Source organism: Streptomyces sp. NBC_01689 (assembly GCF_036250675.1).
Taxonomy (GTDB): Bacteria; Actinomycetota; Actinomycetes; order Streptomycetales; family Streptomycetaceae; genus Streptomyces.
Window position 1 is genome coordinate 3123608 of record NZ_CP109592.1, and the last position, 14303, is coordinate 3137910.

General features: G+C 73.1%; 13 protein-coding genes. 12 read left to right on the forward strand and 1 reads right to left on the reverse strand.

The window, feature by feature from the left end:
- Genes OG776_RS13140 through OG776_RS13195 form a run of 12 tightly spaced genes read left to right on the forward strand, consistent with a single transcriptional unit; the run spans nucleotide 1 to nucleotide 12857 of the window.
- Nucleotides 1–1233, forward strand: a complete 1233-nt coding sequence (locus tag OG776_RS13140; protein WP_148010937.1) for an O-antigen ligase domain-containing protein — start codon at nucleotides 1–3, stop codon at nucleotides 1231–1233.
- A gap of 2 nt (nucleotides 1234–1235) precedes the next feature.
- A complete protein-coding gene (locus OG776_RS13145) occupies nucleotides 1236–2507 on the forward strand; it encodes a glycosyltransferase (RefSeq protein ID WP_148010936.1) in 1272 nt (423 codons plus the stop codon).
- Nucleotides 2508–3743 (forward strand): class I SAM-dependent methyltransferase, encoded by a 1236-nt coding sequence (locus OG776_RS13150; protein WP_148010935.1) that lies wholly within the window; start codon nucleotides 2508–2510, stop codon nucleotides 3741–3743.
- Nucleotides 3740–4543: a glucose-1-phosphate cytidylyltransferase gene (locus OG776_RS13155; RefSeq protein WP_148010934.1), complete on the forward strand. Its 804-nt coding sequence runs from the start codon at nucleotides 3740–3742 to the stop codon at nucleotides 4541–4543. The genes OG776_RS13150 and OG776_RS13155 overlap by 4 nt, the downstream gene beginning before the upstream one ends.
- The gene (locus OG776_RS13160) at nucleotides 4540–5184 is read left to right on the forward strand and encodes a PIG-L deacetylase family protein (RefSeq protein WP_148010933.1); all 645 of its coding nucleotides are present in this window, start codon (nucleotides 4540–4542) and stop codon (nucleotides 5182–5184) included. The genes OG776_RS13155 and OG776_RS13160 overlap by 4 nt, the downstream gene beginning before the upstream one ends.
- A gap of 3 nt (nucleotides 5185–5187) precedes the next feature.
- Complete coding sequence (locus OG776_RS13165) at nucleotides 5188–6213, forward strand: NAD-dependent epimerase/dehydratase family protein (protein WP_148010932.1); 1026 nt, start codon at nucleotides 5188–5190, stop codon at nucleotides 6211–6213.
- On the forward strand, nucleotides 6210–7484 hold the full coding sequence (locus OG776_RS13170) for a DUF4910 domain-containing protein (protein WP_148010931.1): 1275 nt from the start codon (nucleotides 6210–6212) through the stop codon (nucleotides 7482–7484). The genes OG776_RS13165 and OG776_RS13170 overlap by 4 nt, the downstream gene beginning before the upstream one ends.
- 5 nt (nucleotides 7485–7489) lie before the next feature.
- Nucleotides 7490–8785, forward strand: coding sequence for a hypothetical protein (locus OG776_RS13175; RefSeq protein WP_148010930.1), 1296 nt, complete (start codon nucleotides 7490–7492; stop codon nucleotides 8783–8785).
- On the forward strand, nucleotides 8782–9729 hold the full coding sequence (locus OG776_RS13180; protein WP_148010929.1) for a glycosyltransferase family 2 protein: 948 nt from the start codon (nucleotides 8782–8784) through the stop codon (nucleotides 9727–9729). The genes OG776_RS13175 and OG776_RS13180 overlap by 4 nt, the downstream gene beginning before the upstream one ends.
- On the forward strand, nucleotides 9726–10967 hold the full coding sequence (locus OG776_RS13185; RefSeq protein WP_148010928.1) for a polysaccharide pyruvyl transferase family protein: 1242 nt from the start codon (nucleotides 9726–9728) through the stop codon (nucleotides 10965–10967). Before OG776_RS13180 ends, OG776_RS13185 begins: the two co-directional genes overlap by 4 nt.
- Complete coding sequence (locus OG776_RS13190) at nucleotides 10964–11515, forward strand: dTDP-4-dehydrorhamnose 3,5-epimerase family protein (RefSeq protein WP_148010927.1); 552 nt, start codon at nucleotides 10964–10966, stop codon at nucleotides 11513–11515. Before OG776_RS13185 ends, OG776_RS13190 begins: the two co-directional genes overlap by 4 nt.
- Nucleotides 11516–11522: 7 nt before the next feature.
- Nucleotides 11523–12857 carry a glutamate-1-semialdehyde 2,1-aminomutase gene (locus OG776_RS13195; RefSeq protein ID WP_329320769.1) on the forward strand — a complete coding sequence of 445 codons (1335 nt, stop codon included), beginning with the start codon at nucleotides 11523–11525 and terminating at the stop codon, nucleotides 12855–12857.
- Between the two features lie 323 nt (nucleotides 12858–13180).
- Here OG776_RS13195 and OG776_RS13200 read toward each other — a convergent pair whose 3' ends face one another.
- A complete protein-coding gene (locus OG776_RS13200) occupies nucleotides 13181–13885 on the reverse strand; it encodes a phosphatase PAP2 family protein (protein ID WP_329320770.1) in 705 nt (234 codons plus the stop codon).
- Nucleotides 13886–14303: the final 418 nt, after the last annotated feature.

The window sequence follows — 14303 nt, forward strand, 5'->3', positions numbered from 1 at the left end:
ATGCGCAACGACCACACGTCGAAGACCGTCGCGACGGTCTGGGGGCTGCTGATCCTCAACACCCTCGGCTCCACCGGGGCGAAGACCATCATTCCGCTGCCGCGTTCCCTCATCCAGATGGTCACCATGGGCGCGCTGGTCGCCGCGTTCGCGCTGGCGCTCCTGGTCAATCTCCGGCTGCGCATCCGGCCCAGCGCCTTCGTGTTCCTGCTCACCCTGCTGCTGGTGTCGAGCGTGATCTCCAGCGCGCACCTGGAGTCCGGGTTCGGCGCGCTGTTCCGGTGCGCCCGACTGGCCCTGTTCGTCGGCACGCTGTGGCTGCTCAGCCGCTGGTGGGACGGCAGCCTGACGTTCGTCCGGCACCACATCCGGATGTACCTGGCGGTGCTCGGGTCGGTGGCCGCGGGCGCGATCGTCTCCCCCGGCGCCGCTCTGCCCGACCTCTACGGCGGACGGCTGGTCGGCGCGTTGTGGCCGCTGACGCCGCCGCAGATCGGCCAGTACGCCGCGGTGATCATCGGGCTCACCGTGCTGCTCCTCCTGGGCCGCCGGACCGACCGGACCAGCGCGGCGCTGGTCATCGTCCCGTCACTCGTCCTGCTCGCCCTGACCCACACCCGCACGGCCACGCTCGGCCTGCTCATCGGGCTGGCGCTGGCGATCGGCTCGCTCATGCTGACCAGCGCCGCCGCCCGGCGGTTCTTCGCCTGGGCGGTGCTGGTCGCCGCGGTGGCCGCGGTGGGGTTCGCCTCCGCGCTGCAGGCGTGGTTCCTGCGCGGGCAGAGCCAGGAGAACTTCAGCAGCCTCACCGGCCGGGCCAAGGTCTGGGAAGCCCTGCTGGCGGCACCCCGGACGACCTTGGAGTACGTGTTCGGCGCGGGCCTGGGCGACAAGTCGTTCGGCGGGCTGCCGATCGACAACAGCTGGCTGGCCGTCTACTACGAGCAGGGGATCACCGGCGTCGCCCTGGTGGCGGCGATCGTCGTCGTGCTGGGCGGTGTCGCCCTGCTGCGTCCGCCGTCGCTGTCGAGGGCCTGCGCGATCTTCCTGATCAGCTACTGCGCGATGGCGTCGTACACCGAGGCCGGGCTGGGCGACGCCTCGCCGTACCTGCTGCACCTGGCCGTCGCCGCCTCGCTGCTGGCGGCACCCGCCGAAGCGGCTCCCCTCCCGGCGCCCGGGATCCCCCGGCGGCGCGTCCCGCGCTGGGCCCAACGAACGGAGGTGGGCTGAGCATGCGCGTCCTCGTGGTGCACAACCGCTACGCCTCGGCGCAGCCGAGCGGGGAGAACAAGGTCGTCGACCAGGAGGTGGCGCTGCTGCGCGAGGCCGGTCACCGGGTCGAGGTGTTCGAGCGGCGCAGCGACGACATCGCCGACCGGTCCCTGCTGGGCAAGGCCGCGATACCGCTGCTGGTGCCGTGGAACCCGGGGGTCCGCACGGAGCTCGCCGCGAGGCTGCGCACCGGACGGCCGGACGTGGTCCACGTCCACAACGTCTTCCCGCTCCTGTCGCCCGCGGTGCTGGCCGCCTGCGCCGACGCCGGTGTGCCCGCCGTCGCCACGCTGCACAACTACACCCAGGTCTGCCCGCCCGGCACCCTGCAGCGGGACGGAAAGCCGTGCACCGAGTGCGTCGGGGCCACGCCGCTGCCCGCCGTCCGGCACGGCTGCTACCGCAACTCCCGGCTGGCGACGGTGCCGCTCGCGGTCAGTCTGTCCGTCAACCGGCGGCGGTGGTGGTCCGGCGTGGAACGGTTCTTCTGCATCTCCGCGGCCCAGCGCGACGTGCTGGTGCGGTCGGGGATGCCGGCCGAACGGCTCGCGGTGAAGCACAACTTCGTGCCCGATCCGGGCACGCGCCGGACGGACGCCGGTGAGCACGTGCTCTATCTCGGCCGGCTCGCGGAGGCCAAGGGCGTACGGCTGCTCATGACCGCGTGGGACGAACTCGCCGCCGACGGCGGGGTCGGCGTCCCGCTCGTGATCGCCGGGACGGGGCCGCTGGAGCCGGAGGTGACCGCCTGGGCGGCGGGCCGGGACGACGTCCGCTACGTCGGCCTCTACGACACGGCCGAGTGCCGGCGGGCCATCGCGCGGTCGGTCGCCGTGGTGGCTCCCTCGACGTGGCTGGAGGCGTTCGGCCTGGTGGTCGTGGAGGCGATGGCGGCCGGGGTCCCGACCGTCGCCGCCGGTCACGGCGCGTTCGTCGAACTCGTCGAGGACGGGGTGACCGGGCTGCTGCACCGCCCGGGTGAGACCGCCTCGCTCGCGTCCTGCCTGCGCCGGATCACGACCGGGCGGGACCGCAACCAGGAGATGGGCCAGGCGGCCCGGCGCCGGTACGAGCTGGGATTCAGCCCGGCCGTCGGCCTCGAACGCCTGGTGGAGGGGTACCGCACCGCGATCGCGGGTCGGTCCGGCGACGGGGACGGCCCGCCGCCGGTAGGGGATGAAAGTACTGGCTCGTCACGGGTGCGCCCGCGGCGGGCGGGATGGGGGCAGTAGATGACACGATGCCGACTCTGCGGCTCGGCGGCGCTGGCGAGCGTCGTCGACCTGGGGGCGACCCCGCCGTGCGAGAGCTTCCTCGCCGCGGACCGACTGGACCAGCCGGAGCCCGCGTACCCGCTGCACCTGCGGGTCTGCACCGACTGCTGGCTGGCGCAGATCCCTCCGCTGATCACGCCGGAGGAGACGTTCAGCGAGTACGCGTACTTCTCGTCCTTCTCCACCTCCTGGGTGGAGCACGCGCGCACGTTCGTCGCCGACGCCGTCGAGCGGGTGGGGCTCGGCTCCGACGCCTTCGTGGTCGAGGTCGCGAGCAACGACGGGTACCTGCTGAAGCACGTGGTGGACCGGGGGATCCGCTGCCTCGGCATCGAGCCGTCGGTGAACGTCGGCGCCACGGCGCGGGACGCCGGTGTGCCCACGCTCACGGAGTTCCTGTCCCCCGGCACCGGCGCGGCCGTCCGCGCCGAGCACGGCCCGGCGGACCTCGTCGTGGCCAACAACGTGTACGCGCACATCCCCGACGTGGTCGGGTTCACCCAGGGGCTGCGCGCCCTGGTCGCCGACGACGGCTGGGTCTCCGTCGAGGTGCAGCACCTGCTGACCCTGATCGAGGAGAACCAGTACGACACGATCTACCACGAGCACTTCCAGTACTACACGGTCGCGTCGGCGATCCGGGCGCTGGCGAGCGGTGGACTCACCCTCGTGGACGTCGAGTTGCTTCCCACGCACGGCGGCTCCATCCGGCTGTGGGCCCGGCCCGCCGAGGTGGCCGGCGAGCCCTCCGCCCGCGTGGCCGACGTGCTGGACCGGGAGAAGGCCGCCGGACTGCGGGAACTGTCCGGGTACACCGAGTTCTCCGCCCGGGTGGCGAAGGTGCGCCGGGACCTGCTGCGGTTCCTCATCGACGCGGCCGAGCGCGGTGAGACGGTCGTCGGCTACGGCGCCCCCGGCAAGGGCAACACCCTGCTCAACCACTGCGGCATCCGCCCCGACCTGCTGGCGTACACGGTCGACCGCAACCCGTACAAGCACGGCAGGTTCACCCCGGGCACCCGCATCCCGATCCTGCCGCCCGAGCGGATCGCCGCCGACCGGCCCGACTACGTCCTCGTCCTCCCCTGGAACCTGCGGACCGAGCTGGTCGAGCAGCTGTCCTTCGTGCACGAGTGGGGCGGCCGTCTTGTCTTTCCCATCCCGGAACTGAGCATCGTCGAGGTGACGTCATGAAGGTCGTGCTGTTCTGCGGCGGTTACGGGATGCGGATGCGCAACGGAACCTCCGACGACGTGCCCAAGCCGATGGCGATGGTCGGCCCGAGACCCCTGATCTGGCACGTCATGCGCTACTACGCGCACTTCGGGCACACGGAGTTCATCCTCTGCCTCGGATACGGGGCCCACCACATCAAGGACTTCTTCCTCAACTACGAGGAGACGACGTCCAACGACTTCGTACTGCGCGGCGGGCGGCCCGAGTTGCTGTCCACCGACATCGCCGACTGGACGATCACGTTCGCGCAGACCGGCATCGAGTCACCGATCGGCGAGCGGCTGCGCCGGGTGCGCCACCACCTGGACGGCGACGAGATGTTCCTCGCCAACTACGCCGACGTGCTCACCGACGCTCCGCTGCCGGAGATGATCGACCGGTTCGCCGCGCGGGACGCCGGCGCGTCGATGATGGTGGTGCCGCCGCAGTCCTCGTTCCACTGCGTGGACCTCGGCGAGGACGGCCTGGTGGGAGGCATCACCGCGGTGAGCGACATGCCGCTGTGGGAGAACGGCGGCTACTTCGTGCTCCGCCAGGAGGTCTTCGACCACATACCGGAGAACGGCGACCTGGTCGCCGACGGCTGCGCCCAACTGGCCAAGCGCGGACGGCTGGTGGCGCACCAGCACCGCGGTTTCTGGAAGCCGACCGACACCGTGAAGGAACGGGCCGCGCTCGACGACGCCTACGCCCGGGGCGACCGCCCCTGGGCCGTGTGGGAGCGGGACGGCGCGGGCGCCGGGGCGAGGACCGCGTGATCCGGCTCGGGGCCGGGTCCCTGGAGAGGGTCGTCGCGGTGGGCGCGCACTGCGACGACATCGCCATCGGCGCCGGCGGCACGCTGCTGACGCTGTGCCGCGCGCGGCCGGGCGTCCGTGTCGACGCGCTGGTGCTCTCCGGCGGCGGCGAGCGGGAGCAGGAGGAACGCTCCGCGCTCGCCGCCTTCTGCCCGGGTGCCGACCTGCGGGTGACCGTCCACAAGCTGCCGGACGGCCGGCTTCCCGCGCACTGGGACGAGGCCAAGGCCGCGGTCGAGGAACTGCGCGCCGGGACGGAGCCGGATCTCGTGCTGGCCCCCCGCACCGACGACGCGCACCAGGACCACCGCGGCCTGGCGCGGCTGATGACCACCGCGTTCCGCGACCACCTCGTGCTCGGCTACGAGATCGTCAAGTGGGACGGCGACCTCGGCCGTCCGCCGGCCTACCAGCCGCTGTCGCCGGAGACCGCCGAGGAGAAGGTGCGGCTGCTGGAGGAGCACTACCCCTCACAGCGGCACCGGCCCTGGTACGACCGGGAGGCCTTCCTCGGGCTGGCCCGGATCCGCGGTATCGAATGCAACGCGCGTTACGCCGAGGCGTTCGCCGTCACCAAACTCACGCTCAATCTGGGGGGATGAACCTTGCGCGTACTGCTGACCGGACACCAGGGCTACCTGGGCACCGTGATGGCCCCGGTACTGTCGGCCGCCGGACACGAGGTCGTCGGTCTCGACGCCGGCCTCTTCGCCGACTGCGTGCTGGGCCCGTCGCCCGCCGACCCCCCGGGGCACCGGGTGGACCTGCGCGACGTCTCGGCCGAACACCTGGCCGGGGTGGACGCGGTGATCCACCTGGCCGCGCTCTCCAACGACCCGCTCGGATCGCTGGCACCCGAACTCACCTACGACATCAACCACCACGCGTCCGTACGGCTGGCCCGGCTGGCCCGCGACGCCGGGGTGCGACGCTTCCTGTACGCGTCCACCTGCTCGGTCTACGGCGCCGCCGGCGGCGACGGGCTGGTCTCCGAGGACGCCCCGCTGCGCCCGGTGACCCCGTACGCGGAGTCCAAGGTGCGGGTCGAGGACGATCTGCACGAGCTCGCCGACGGCGACTTCACCCCGGTGTTCATGCGCAACGCCACCGCCTTCGGTTTCTCGCCCAGGCTGCGCGCCGACATCGTGCTGAACAACCTGGTGGGGCACGCCCTGCTCTCCGGTGAGGTGCTCGTGCTCTCCGACGGCACCCCCTGGCGCCCGCTGGTGCACGCCGCGGACATCGCGCGGGCCTTCACGGCCGCGCTGACCGCGCCGCGCGAGGCCGTGCACGACCTGGCGTTCAACATCGGCAGCGAGGTCAACAACGTCACGGTCGCCGAGATCGCCGAGCAGGTCGCCGAGGCGGTGACCGGCTCCAAGGTGGTGATCACCGGCGAGAACGGCGCCGATCCGCGCTCGTACCGGGTGGACTTCTCCCGGTTCCGCGCCGCCGTGCCCGGCTTCGACTGCGAGTGGACGGTGAAGCGGGGCGCGCTCGAACTCGCCGACGCCTACCGGGAACACGGGCTGACCCAGGAGGACTTCGAGCGCCGCTTCACCCGGCTGGCCGTGCTGCGCGCGGCCTCCGACGCCGGCGCGGTCGACGACACCCTGCGGTGGAAGCGATGACCACGCCCGGCGAGGAGATGCACGCACTGGTGGAGCGGCTGTACCCGCTCTGCCGGAGCATCACCGGCGACGGGGTGCGCGCCACCCTGGAGATCGTCGGTGAGTACATCCCGCTGCAGGTGCACGAGGTGCCGACCGGGACCGAGGTCCTCGACTGGACGGTGCCGCAGGAGTGGAACATCCGGGACGCGTACGTCGCCGACTCCGCCGGCAGGCGGGTCGTCGACTTCGCCGCGTCCAGCCTGCACGTGCTCGGCTACAGCGTGCCGGTGTCGGCGACCATGCCGCTGGCCGACCTCCGCCCACACCTGCACACCCTGCCCGACCAGCCGGGCTTGGTGCCCTACCGCACCAGCTACTACAAACCGGAGTGGGGCTTCTGTCTGGCGCAGGAGACCCTGGACGCGCTGCCCGAGGGCGAGTACGAGGTCCGTATCGACTCCACCCTCGCGGACGGGCACCTGACCTACGCCGAGCACGTGGTCCCCGGCCGGGTTCCCGACGAGGTGATCGTCTCCTGCCACGTCTGCCACCCGTCGCTGGCCAACGACAACCTCGCCGGCATCGCGGTGGCGACGTTCCTGGCCCGCGCGCTCGCGCGGGAGACGCCCCACTACACCTACCGGTTCATCTTCGCGCCCGGCACCATCGGCGCGATCACCTGGCTGGCCCGCAACGCGGAGCGGGTGGACCGGGTCAAGCACGGACTCGTCCTGGCCTGCGCCGGGGACCGGGGCCGGCTGACGTACAAGCGGAGCAGGCGCGGCGACGCGGAGATCGACCAGGTGCTGCGGCACGTCCTGACCGCCTCCGGACGCCCGCACCGGATCGAGGAGTTCACCCCGTACGGCTATGACGAGCGGCAGTACTGCTCGCCCGGGTTCGATCTCGGTGTGGGCTCGCTCAGCCGGACCCCGTACGCCGGCTACCCCGAGTACCACACCTCGGCCGACAATCCCGGCTTCGTCTCCCCGGAGGCGATGACGGACACCCTCGACGTCTGCCGCGAGGCGTTCGCGGTCCTCGACCGCAACCGCCGGTACCTCAACCTCAGCCCCTACGGCGAACCACAGCTGGGGCGGCGCGGGTTGTACGACTCGCTCGGCGGCCGCAGCGACGCGAAGCAGGCGCAGATGGCCATGCTCTGGGTGCTCAGCCTCTCGGACGGCGAGCACGGTCTGCTGGACGTCGCCGAGCGGTCCGGGCTGCCGTTCGACACCGTCGCCGCCGCGGCCGACGCCCTGTGCGGCGCCGGGCTGATCAAGGCGTGACGCCGATGAGCACGGAGGAGGAGAACCCGACGACGGCGCCGCCGGCCGGATCCGGCCGGCGGGCCCTCGTCGGCCGGCTGTCCTGGGGACTGGCCGACCAGGCGGCGTCCAGCGTGAGCAACTTCGTGGTGGGCATCTACGTGGCCCGCTCGCTGGGGGTGACCGCGTTCGGCGTGTTCAGCCTCGCCTGGGTGACGTACGGCGTGGTGCTCAACGTCTCCCGCGGGCTGGCCACCGATCCGCTCGTGGTCCGCTTCAGCGGTGTGTCGGACGCGTCCTGGCGCGGGGCGGTGTCCCGGTCCACGGGCACCGCGCTCGGCGTCGGCACCGTCCTCGGCGTCGTGTGCCTGGCGGCCGGGCTCGGCGTCGGCGGCCGCGTGGGGCCCGCGTTCGCCGCCCTCGGTGTCATGCTGCCGGGGCTGCTGCTCCAGGACGCCTGGCGGTTCTCGTTCTTCGCCGCCGGCGCCGGACGGAAGGCGTTCGTCAACGACGTCGTGTGGGGCGTCGCCCTCGTGCCGGTCATGGTGGTGGCCGCCCATGTGGACACCGTGGCCGCCTTCGTGCTCGCCTGGGGCGGGTCCGCGACGGTCGCGGGCGCGTACGGCTATTTCCAGTCCGGCATCCGGCCCCGGCTCGGCGAGGCACGCGGATGGCTCCGCGAGCAGCGCGATCTCGGCTACCGGTACCTGGTCGAGAACGTCAGCCTGAGCGGCGCGAGCCAGCTGCGGGCCTACGGGCTCGGCGCGATCGTCGGGGTGAGCGCGGTGGGCGCGGTGCGGGGCGCCGAGCTGCTGCTCGGGCCGTTCCTGGCGGTGCTGATGGGACTCTCCCTGGTCACCGTCCCGGAGGCGGCCCGGGTACTGCGGGAGGCCCCGCACCGGCTGGGCAGGTTCTGTCTCCTCCTCGGCGCAGGGCAGGCCGTAGGCGCGCTGCTGTGGGGCTCGACGCTGCTGCTGATACCCGACCGGACCGGCGAGCTGGCGCTCGGCAACGTCTGGACCTCCTCCTCGCACCTCATCGTGCAGATCACCCTCAGCGTCGCGGGAGCCGGCCTCGGCACCGGCGCCGCGGCCGGACTGCGCGCGCTCGGCGCGGCCCGGCGCAGCCTGCGCTGTCAGCTGTTCGCGTCCGCCTGCTACGTCGGCGGCGGGCTCGGCGGGGCGGTCGTGGCCGGCACGGCCGGCTCGGCCTGGGGCGTCGCCGCCGCGACCGTCGGAGGCTCGGCCGTGTGGTGGCTGCAGCTGCGGTCCGCCCTGCGCGAGCGCCACCGCGAAACCATCCCCGAAGTGAGGACCTCATGACCGACCGACCCAGGCTGAGCGTCGGCCTGCCCGTGTACAACGGTGAGGAGTACCTGTCCGAGTCGCTCGACGCCCTGCTCGGCCAGACGTACGAGGACTTCGAACTGATCATCTCCGACAACGCCTCGACCGACGGAACCCAGGAGATCTGCCGCGAGTACGCCGCGAAGGACGCGCGCATCCGCTACCTCCGGCTGCCGCGCAACATCGGCGCCACGCCCAACCACAACCATGTGCTCGCCGAGTCCCGCGGCGAGCTGTTCAAGTGGGCCTCGCACGACGACCTCTACGGCCGGGACCTGCTGCGGCGCTGTGTGGAAGCGCTGGACGAGCGTCCGGACATGATCCTCGCCCACACCGGCCAGGCGGTCATCGACGGGGACGGCCGGGTGACGGTCCCCTACGAGTACACGCTCGCCACCGACTCGCCGCACGCGCCGGAGCGCTTCCGCAGTCTGCTGTTCGAGCCGGGCGGCGACGACTTCTACGGGGTGTTCCGGACCGACAGGCTGCGCCGGGTGAAGCCGATGGACAGCTACCACCACGCGGACCGCACGTACGTCGCCGAGATCACCCTCCACGGCCCCTTCCACCAGGTGCCCGAGCTGCTGTACTTCCGCCGCGACCACCCGACCCGCGCCGAGCGGGCGAACCCGTCCAAGCGCTCCCGCTGCGTCAACCTGGACCCGCGCCGGGCCGGCCCGCTGCACCCGACGCCCCGGCTGCTCGCCGAGTACGTCTGGGGCTTCGCCTCGGCGATCCGGCGGGCGCCGCTCTCCCCGGCCGACCGCCGCGCCTGCTACGGCCACCTGGCCTCGTGGCTGACCAGCCGGGTCCGGCCGGGCGCCGGCGAGCGGGTCGAGGACCGCGCCCCGGTCGATCCGGCGCTGCTCACGGTCTCCGTCGACGCCCTCGTCGCGGGCCGCGAGGGGAGGCGGGCATGACCTCCGCGGACGGAACCCCGGTGCGCGTCGGGGTGTTCGGCCTGCTCGGCTCCGGCAACCTCGGCAACGACGGATCGCTCGAAGCCCTGCTCGGCCACCTCCGCGCCGCGCACCCTGAGGCGGTCGTGGACGCGCTGTGCGGCGGCCCCGAGGCGGTGACGACCCGGTTCGGCATCCCCGCGACACGGATGCACTGGTATCGCGGGGAGTACCGGACCGCGTCACGCGCGCACGCGATCGCGGGGAAGGCCCTGGGCAAGCTCGTCGACGTCTTCCGCACCGCCGCCTGGGTACGCCGCCACGACGTGGTGATCGTGCCGGGCATGGGCGTCCTGGAGGCGACCCTGCCGCTGCGGCCGTGGGGCTTCCCGTACTCGCTGTTCCTGCTCTGCGCGAGCGGCCGGCTGCTGCGCACCCGGGTGGCGCTGGTCAGCGTCGGCGCCGCGACGATCGCCGACCGGCCGACCCGAGCCCTGGTCCGCTGGTCCGCGCGGCTGGCCGCCTACCGGTCCTACCGGGACACGCAGTCCCGCGACGCGATGCGGACGATGGGCGTGGACACGGCGCGCGACGAGGTCTACCCCGACCTCGCGTTCGCCCTGCCGGCCCAGCGGGCGAGCACGCCCGCGGACCCGTCGGACCCGGCGGGCACGGTCTGCGTCGGCGTCATGGACTTCCACGGCGGCAACGACGATCGCGCCCGGGCCGAGGAGATATACGGGCGCTACCTCGACGCGACGATCCGGTTCGTCCGCGCGCTGGTCGAGGAGGGCAGGGCCGTACGGCTGCTCACCGGTGACGAGTGCGACCGGCCGGTGGTCTCCGCGATCCTCGACGCGGTGGAGTCGCCACTGGTCACCGCGGCCGAGCCGGCCTCGCTGGCCGACCTGATGAAGGAGATGGCGGCCGCCGACGCCGTGATGGCGATCCGCTACCACAACCTGATCTGCGCACTGAAGACCGGGACGCCGGTGCTCGCCCTGAGCTACGCGGCGAAGAGCGACGCGCTCATGACGGAGATGGGCCTCGGCGCGTTCTGCCACCCGGCCCGTGAGGTCGACGCCGACCGGCTGCTGGAGCAGTTCCGGGCGCTGGAGAGGCGCTCCCCGGAGCTGCGGCGGACCCTCGCCGAACGGAACGTGGAGGCCGCCCGGCGGCTTCAGCACCAGTTCGACTCCCTGACCGCGGCCGTGTTCCCCGCGGCCGACCACGCCCACACCCCGCGGAAGGCTCCATGAAGGCCACCGAAGTCCCCGAGATCACCGGCGCGTACCTCTTCGAGCCGAAGCCCTACGCGGACGAACGCGGCTTCTTCTGCCGCACGTTCGACGCCGACGTGGTCCGCTCGGCGGGCCTCGACCCGGACGCCTTCGTCCAGGACAGCCTGTCCCGCTCGGTCCGGGGCGTGCTGCGCGGTCTGCACCTGCGCTCCGGCGCCGGTGAGGCCAAGCTGGTGCGCTGCTCGTCCGGGAGGATCTTCGACGTCGTCGTGGACCTGCGCCCGGACTCGCCCACCTACCTCGGCCGGGCCTTCTTCGAGCTGTCCGGCGAGACACAGGTGACCCTGTACATCCCCGCGGGGTGCGCGCACGGCTTCCAGGCGCTGACCGCGACCGCGGACACCTCGTACAGGATCGACCGCCCGCACGACCCGGCCGAGGACGTGACGATCGCCCACGACGACCCGGAGCTCGCCATTCCGTGGCCGCTGCCGGTCACTTCGATGTCCGAACGGGACCGGGGGGCGCCGAGCCTCGCGCAGGTCCTGAAGCAACAAGAGAGCTGAGGCCGGCGTGCGTACCGAACACACCGAAGAATTCCAGCTGCCCCGCTCACGGCTCGCGAACGAGCGGCTGCACGCCATGGTCCCCGGCGGCGCGCACACCTACGCCAAGGGTGACGACCAGTACCCCGAGAACCTGGCCCCGGTCATCAGCCACGGCAACGGTGCGCACGTGTGGGACATCGACGGCAACCGCTACGTCGAGTACGGGTCCGGGCTGCGCTCGGTCAGCCTCGGCCACGCCCACCCCCGGGTGGTCGAGGCGGTACGGCGGGAGATCGACCGCGGCAGCAACTTCGTCCGCCCGTCCGTCGTCGAGGTCGACGCCGCGGAACGCTTCCTGGCCACGGTGCCGACCGCCGAGATGGTGAAGTTCGCGAAGAACGGCTCCGACGCCACCACCGCCGCGGTACGCCTCGCCCGCGCCGCGACCGGCCGCCCGCGGGTGGCCCTCTGCGCCGACCATCCGTTCTTCTCCGTCGACGACTGGTTCATCGGCACCACGCCGATGTCCGCGGGCATCCCGGCGGAGACCGACGAGCTGACCGTGTCCTTCCCCTACGGGGACCTGGCCGCCACGGAGGAACTGCTCACCCGGTACCAGGACGAGGTCGCCTGCCTGATCCTGGAACCCGCCACCCACGCCGAACCGCCGCCCGGGTACCTCGCGGGCCTGCGCGAACTGGCCGACCGGCACGGCTGCGTACTGATCTTCGACGAGATGATCACCGGCTTCCGCTGGTCCGAGGCGGGCGCCCAGGGTCTGTACGGCGTCGTCCCCGACCTCTCCACGTTCGGCAAGGCGCTGGGCAACGGGTTCGCCGTCTCGGCGCTGGCCGGGCGGCGTGACCTGATGGAGCGGGGCGGGCTGCGCCACTCCGGCGACCGGGTGTTCCTGCTGTCCACCACGCACGGCGCGGAGACGCACTCCCTGGCGGCCGCGATGGCCGTGCAGACCACCTACGTCGAGGAGGGCGTCACCGCCCGGCTGCACGCCCTCGGCGAGCGGCTGGCCGCCGGTGTCCGCGACGCGGCGGCCACCATGGGCGTCGGGGACCACATCGTCGTCCGGGGCCGGGCCAGCAATCTGGTCTTCGCCACCCTCGACGGGAACCGGCAGCCGTCGCAGGAGTACCGCACCCTGTTCCTGCGCCGGCTCCTCGCGGGCGGCGTACTGGCCCCGTCCTTCGTGGTGAGCAGCGCGCTCAGCGACGCCGACATCGACCACACGGTCGACGTGGTGGCCGAGGCGTGCGCGGTCTACCGGAAGGCGCTGGAATCCGCCGACCCCACTCCGTGGCTGGGCGGACGCCCGGTGAGGCCCGTCTTCCGCCGCCTGGCCTGAGCTGACCTGACGGCCCGTCGGCATCTTCTGACGGCCCGGCCGCTCGACCGGCGGCCCGGCAGCCGTTCGGCGGGCCGTGCACGCGCCCCGGCCGGCCCGCACCTCGCCGCTCCGCGCGGGCCGACGCGAGGGTGCGTGGAAGAGCGCATCGCCGCGCCGGGCACGGCCGCCGGGCGCAAGCGCGTCAACGGAGGTTGCGCCGCATGCGGCCCGTCCGTCCGATCGTCCGTCCGATCGTCCTCCCGGTCGACCCCGATCGACCGGGAGGCCCGCACTCCGTCACCTGGGCGAACGATCGCCATGACGGACATGACGGACCGTCATCAATGCCCCCGGCGCACGGCGTCGGCCATCCGGTCGTCCGTCCGGTCGGCTCCTCGACCGGTCATCCGGTCGGCCGTCCGGTCGACCAGCCGGGCGAGCGCCGGTGTCACCGCCAGCGCGGTGCACCAGCCGCCGAGGGCGTCGGTCGGGTAGTGCGCGCCCAGGGCGACCTCCGCCCAGCCCATGGCGCCGCCCGCGGCCGAGGCCGCGGCGAGCACGAGTGACGTACCGGCCGCCCTGCCGAGGGCGGACCGGTCCGCCGCGAGCAGGGCCGCGACGACGGCGAGCGTGGTGGCGAAGGCGGTGTGCCCACTCGGGTAGGACAGGTTGTCGGCGCCGTGGATGGTGCGCCCCACCAGGAACTTGAGCACCGTCGTCGTCACCACGGTGACGCCGGCCCCGGCCAGGACGAACACCGCCGCGCGCGGACGCCGGAGCAGCAGACAGCCGATCAGCGCGGAGGCGACCACCAGCACGGATCCCACGGGTTCCCCCAGGAAGTCCAGGGCCAGCGCGAGATACCGCCAGGGCGGCCCGGCACCGTCCGCCACCGCCTGGATCCGCGCGTCCACCGCGGCGGGCCCGCTGTCACCGGCGAACAGGATCCCGAGCGCGACGACCACCAGGGCGGCGAGGACCGCGACCGTCCCGAGCGGCACTCGCAGCGCCGCGGGCAGCAGCGCGGGCTCCGGCCGGCCGCCCACCCGGCCGTCGCGCCCGGCCGGCGGGCGGTACCCCGGTCCGGGCCCCGGTCGTGCCAGGGGCTCCGGCCGTGACCTGTCGCCACGCCCCTGCCGCCGGGCCGGCGCCCCGTCACCGAAGCCGCCCGCGCCGCGTCCCCTCACCGGGCGCCGGCCGAACCGGACGTCCCGCTCGTGACCGGGACGGGCGAAAGCCCGCGCACTGTCGCAGACCATCCGGCGGATGCGACGCACCTCCCCCTGCTGTCGGGACCGACGGGAGACCACCCGCCACAGCCCCGCCCCCGGGAACCCGCACACGACCGCCGGTCGAGACGGCCGGGATCCCCCGACTCGCCACCCTAACCGACGTGTTGAACCCCCGGCCGGAGTGAACCGGCCGTATGGGGAAACCATGGATCAGCCCCGGGGCACGATCCTG

What these genes read in the sequence shown, in the direction of transcription:
- OG776_RS13140 (WP_148010937.1), top strand. Translation starts at nt 1, where the DNA reads ATGCGCAACGACCACACGTCGAAGACCGTCGCGACGGTCTGGGGGCTG.
- OG776_RS13145 (WP_148010936.1), top strand. Translation starts at nt 1,236, where the DNA reads ATGCGCGTCCTCGTGGTGCACAACCGCTACGCCTCGGCGCAGCCGAGC.
- OG776_RS13150 (WP_148010935.1), top strand. Translation starts at nt 2,508, where the DNA reads ATGACACGATGCCGACTCTGCGGCTCGGCGGCGCTGGCGAGCGTCGTC.
- OG776_RS13155 (WP_148010934.1), top strand. Translation starts at nt 3,740, where the DNA reads ATGAAGGTCGTGCTGTTCTGCGGCGGTTACGGGATGCGGATGCGCAAC.
- OG776_RS13170 (WP_148010931.1), top strand. Translation starts at nt 6,210, where the DNA reads ATGACCACGCCCGGCGAGGAGATGCACGCACTGGTGGAGCGGCTGTAC.
- OG776_RS13175 (WP_148010930.1), top strand. Translation starts at nt 7,490, where the DNA reads ATGAGCACGGAGGAGGAGAACCCGACGACGGCGCCGCCGGCCGGATCC.
- OG776_RS13180 (WP_148010929.1), top strand. Translation starts at nt 8,782, where the DNA reads ATGACCGACCGACCCAGGCTGAGCGTCGGCCTGCCCGTGTACAACGGT.
- OG776_RS13185 (WP_148010928.1), top strand. Translation starts at nt 9,726, where the DNA reads ATGACCTCCGCGGACGGAACCCCGGTGCGCGTCGGGGTGTTCGGCCTG.
- OG776_RS13190 (WP_148010927.1), top strand. Translation starts at nt 10,964, where the DNA reads ATGAAGGCCACCGAAGTCCCCGAGATCACCGGCGCGTACCTCTTCGAG.